The following is a 4462-nucleotide window of genomic DNA, read 5'->3' as shown; positions in this document are numbered from 1 at the left end:
AGGTACTATTATAGAACTTTAATTAGGGCTGTTTATTCAACAGCCCCTAATGGATTTCATTTTACTTATAGTATTATTTTTATAGACTAAACAAAGCTAATATTGCTAATATTGCAAATATTATACTTACAACACTTGCTACTAATCCAACAATTGCAAGTACCTTTCCTTTTTGATTATTCTTTGATATTTGAGCTAGTCCAACACTTGAGAAAACGATTCCCAATATTGATGGTATCCAAAATAAATTAAAAATTAAAGAAATAAGACCTAATACAAAACCAGCTATTGCCATTCCATTAGTACTATTGTTTACCGTAGTTAATTGCTTATCATATTCCTGCATAATATGATCCCCCTTTTATTAAATAATTAATTTATATGTATTTTCCCCTCTACTATATTTTTAAAAGGGAAAAACAAATATATATTAATTGTATAATTTCCCAGGAAACTTTTTAACCAAAATCGTACGACAATTTATTCTATATTTTTTATCCAATCACAGTTTTATAGATTCCATAATTGATTTATGCCTTACATTTACTGCATCAAAGTTTTGCAACTTAAATACTATCTGAATACAATACCCAATAAAAATTGCACTTATTAAAGTGCCTATTCCAACTTTTCCTCCTAAAATAAAGCCTATTACTAAAACAAATATTTCTATGCTGCTCCTAATTAGCTTAATTGGCTTTTTTAATTTACTACTTAACCCTACCATTACTCCATCCCTAGGACCACAACCTAATTCACAACCTATGTATAAATAACATCCATACCCCATAACAAACATCCCAATCATCATCATAATAATTCCCACAGCTAAATTATTTGCCATAGGTATTATATTGCTTTCATCAATTATATCTACGAATTTTCCAATCATAACAATATTTAATAATGTTCCTATACCAATCCTTTGTTTAAACCCTATACCTGTAATTATTACTATAATACTAGAAAGTATGTTAGCTTGTCCTATCGTTAATCCAGTTACATTTGATATCCCTTGATGAAAGACATCCCATGGTGATAGCCCAAGATTTGAATTAAGCATAAATACAGTAGAACTTGCACATAGAATAAAGCCTATCATAAGCCTTATAGATTTTTTTAAAATAGTTATCAAATTTCTCACCTGCTTAATATTTTCATTAGTTAAAACCTATATCATTTTATCATTATTAAATTTCATAAAAAATCTTGAACTACTCTCGATAATATATGTAGAATTTGAAATGAAAAATTAATGAAAAAAACTCCCTTAGGAGTTTTGAAAATCAAATTTTTTTAATTATTAAATTTTAATTAAGCTGTCTTTTCCCACAGCTCAATTCATTAATTCTTAAAAATACTTACTATTTCTTTTTTATTTACATCTATTAATCCTAAGTCTGACATCTTACCTTCAGGTATTACTGGAAGTGCTAAAGTAACGATTCTTAATAGAGGGTTTTTTATTTCAGTTAACCCCATTTCTTTAAGAATCTCCTTCATTCTTTCAGCAACTACAGCTATTTCTGAGGCAGCCTTAGTTGTCATAAGTCCTGCAACTTCTAATTGGATATGTTCTTTTATTTCCCCATCTATAGCACAGCTTATTCCTCCCCCTATAGAGATTAAGTCTTCTGCTACCTTAAAGGCTTCATTTATATCCTTATATACTATAGTTAAGTTATGACTATCATGAGAAATTGTGCTTCCTAAAGCACCTTTATCTATGCCAAAGCCTCTTACTAATCCTATTGCCTTAGTATCTAACTTCCCATGTCTATTAATAACTATAACAAATCTTAAATCATCATTATCTTGTAATGATACATATCCATCTTTAACATCCACAACTTCTTCAACTATTTTAGTAGATGAAGATCTTTGACTCTCGTATCTAATAACATTTACTTTTATTTTTCCGTTTTCTATTGGTGCTTTTAATTTAAAATCTTCTAAAGATAGATTATCAACATGAACTGAATTCTCTAATTCTATATCATACTTCTTATCCTCTATAGCCTTTAATAAAGTACCATTTTCAGCAACTAACTTCCCTTCAAAGATTACAGCTTTAACCTTCATCTCTTCTAAGTCATCTAAAACTACTAAATCCGCTACATATCCTGGGGCTATAGCTCCTAAATTAGTTACTCCTATTTCTCTTGCTGAATTTAAAGTTGCAGATTTTATTGCATCAATCGGATGAAGTCCAGCCTTTATTGCAGTTCTAACTACATCATTCATATGTCCGCTCTTAAGTATTTCATCTGCTTCTCTATCATCAGTACATAAAGTTAAATTATCTAAATATCTAAAGTCTTTTACGCCCTTTACTATTTCAGTAACATCCTTAGATATTGAACTTTCTCTTGCATCTACATACATACCATTTCTAAGCTTATCTCTTGCTTCCTTAGGTGTTCTACTTTCATGACAAGTAGTAGCCCCTCCACATAAATAAGCTGATAGCATTCTTCCACTTAAGAAAGGTGCATGTCCTTGAATAAATGATCCTCTCTTTTCAGCTTTTTCTAATATGCTAACCATTCTATCACTATTTTCAACAACTCCTATAAAGTCCATAACTTCTCCTAAGCCAAGAACTCTATCTAAGTCTAGCATTTCTTCAATTTCTTCTGCAAAAAACTCAGCTCCTGCATTTTCAAAGCCTAAAACAGCTGGTACACAAGAAGGTGCTAGTACATATTGTCTCATTGGAAGATCTTCACTACTATCGTGCATGTACTTAACTCCTCTTATTCCATGAACATTTGCAATTTCATGAGGATCTGTTACCACAGTTGTTGTTCCATATGGTATTACTTCCTTTGCAAAGTTTCTTGGAGTCATAAGAGTACTTTCAATATGTATATGACTATCTATAAGTCCTGGTATTACATGCTTACCTTTAGCATCATAATATTGTTTTCCTTCTATATCTAACATATCCTGATTATCTGTAGCTGTAGATATATGAGCTATAAATCCAGCATATATTCCTATATGACCATTGTATATCTCACCAGTAAAAACATTAACTATACTTGCATTTTTAATAACTAAATCGCAAGGTCTCTTTCCTATAGCTGCTTCTATTAATCCCCTTTTATCCCTAGATAATATTCTCATTTTATTTCTCCTATACTACAAAAAAATATGCTATTAGTGGAATACATAATATATATATTCCTATATTTAAATCTTTAAATCTTCCTGCCATTACTTTAGTAACCATGTAAGATATAATTCCTATACTTATACCATTTGATATACTTGAAGTAAAAGCTGTAAAAGTAATTGTTGCAAAAGCTGGAAAAGCTTCTGTAAAATCATTAAATTCTATATCTTTAATTCCTGTAATCATTAATAATCCAATTAATATTAAGGCTGGCGCTGTTGCTTCACTTGGTATCATTCCTGCTATTGGAGTAATAAATACTGTAAGTGCAAAACATATTCCTGTTACTACTGCCGTAAATCCGGTTCTACCACCTTCTTCAACTCCAGCTGCTGATTCAATATAAGTTGTTACTACTGTAGAACCCATTATCGCTCCAACTACTGTCGCAATTGCATCTACTAAAAATGGTTTATTTATTTCTGGTAAATCTCCATTTTCATCTAAAAGATCGGCCTTTGCAGAAACACCTAATAAAGTTCCTAAAGTAGAGAAGAAATCTCCTACAAAGAATGTAAACATTAGTGGGAAAAAGCTCCACTTTAATGCTGCCATAATATCAAGTTTAAATGCTATTGGTTCTATTGATGGTGGCATTGTAACTAAACTTTCAGGAACATTTGTAATTCCCATTGGAATTCCTATTAATGTTGTTAGTATTATTGCAATTAATACTCCACCCTTAATCTTTCTTGCTTGTAAAAATACAACTAATACTAATCCTATTATTGTAAGTAAAACTCCTGGTGATTTAACATCTCCCATAGCGATGCTTCCACCTTCTAAAGTCATTAATCCTCCATTTTTGAAGCCTAATAGTACTATATAAAATCCAACTGCAACACCTATTGCATACTTAATGTTCTTAGGTATTAAATTTACTATAACTTCTCTTAAACCAAATATAGTTAAAAGGATAAAAACAACTCCTGAAATAAATACCATTCCTAAGCCTGTCTCCCAATTAACTACTCCACCTGCAACTAAAGTATAGGCAAAGAATGCATTACTTCCCATAGCTGGTGCTAAAGCAAAAGGTAAGTTTGTGTAAAGTCCCATAAATATACTAAATACTGCTGATAAAATCGCTGTTACAACAGTTACAGCTCCAACATCCATTCCAGCTGCTCCCATAAACATAGGTTGCAGTACTAAAATATATGCCATTGTCATAAATGTAGTTATACCTGCTGTTACTTCCGTTTTTATGTTAGTATCACGCTCTTTAAGTTTAAATAGTTTTTCAATCATTAGTTTGTCCCCTATCTTTCGTTAGTATTTAAT

Annotated in this window: 4 protein-coding genes; all 4 read right to left on the bottom strand. The window is 30.8% G+C overall.

Annotated elements, in window-relative coordinates:
* Positions 1–79: 79 nt before the first annotated feature.
* Complete coding sequence (locus tag E6248_RS13660; RefSeq protein ID WP_316341341.1) at positions 80–346, bottom strand: DUF4190 domain-containing protein; 267 nt, start codon at positions 344–346, stop codon at positions 80–82.
* Between the two features lie 156 nt (positions 347–502).
* Entirely contained in the window at positions 503–1135 is a 633-nt protein-coding gene (locus tag E6248_RS13655) for a YitT family protein (RefSeq protein WP_396335157.1), read from the bottom strand.
* 209 nt (positions 1136–1344) lie between these two features.
* A complete protein-coding gene (gene ade, locus E6248_RS13650) occupies positions 1345–3129 on the bottom strand; it encodes an adenine deaminase (protein WP_316341339.1) in 1785 nt (594 codons plus the stop codon).
* Between the two features lie 10 nt (positions 3130–3139).
* Positions 3140–4429 (bottom strand): NCS2 family permease, encoded by a 1290-nt coding sequence (locus E6248_RS13645; RefSeq protein ID WP_316341338.1) that lies wholly within the window; start codon positions 4427–4429, stop codon positions 3140–3142.
* Positions 4430–4462 lie beyond the last annotated feature (33 nt).

Origin of the sequence: Clostridium sp. (assembly GCF_032552055.1) — a bacterium.
In the GTDB taxonomy this organism is placed as follows: domain Bacteria; phylum Bacillota; class Clostridia; order Clostridiales; family Clostridiaceae; genus Clostridium.
This window is presented reverse-complemented; position numbering and strand designations above follow the sequence as displayed.

Bases quoted from the DNA above. Each gene is read 5' to 3' on its own strand.
- ade (WP_316341339.1), bottom strand. From the start codon at position 3,129: ATGAGAATATTATCTAGGGATAAAAGGGGATTAATAGAAGCAGCTATA.
- E6248_RS13645 (WP_316341338.1), bottom strand. From the start codon at position 4,429: ATGATTGAAAAACTATTTAAACTTAAAGAGCGTGATACTAACATAAAA.
- E6248_RS13660 (WP_316341341.1), bottom strand. From the start codon at position 346: ATGCAGGAATATGATAAGCAATTAACTACGGTAAACAATAGTACTAAT.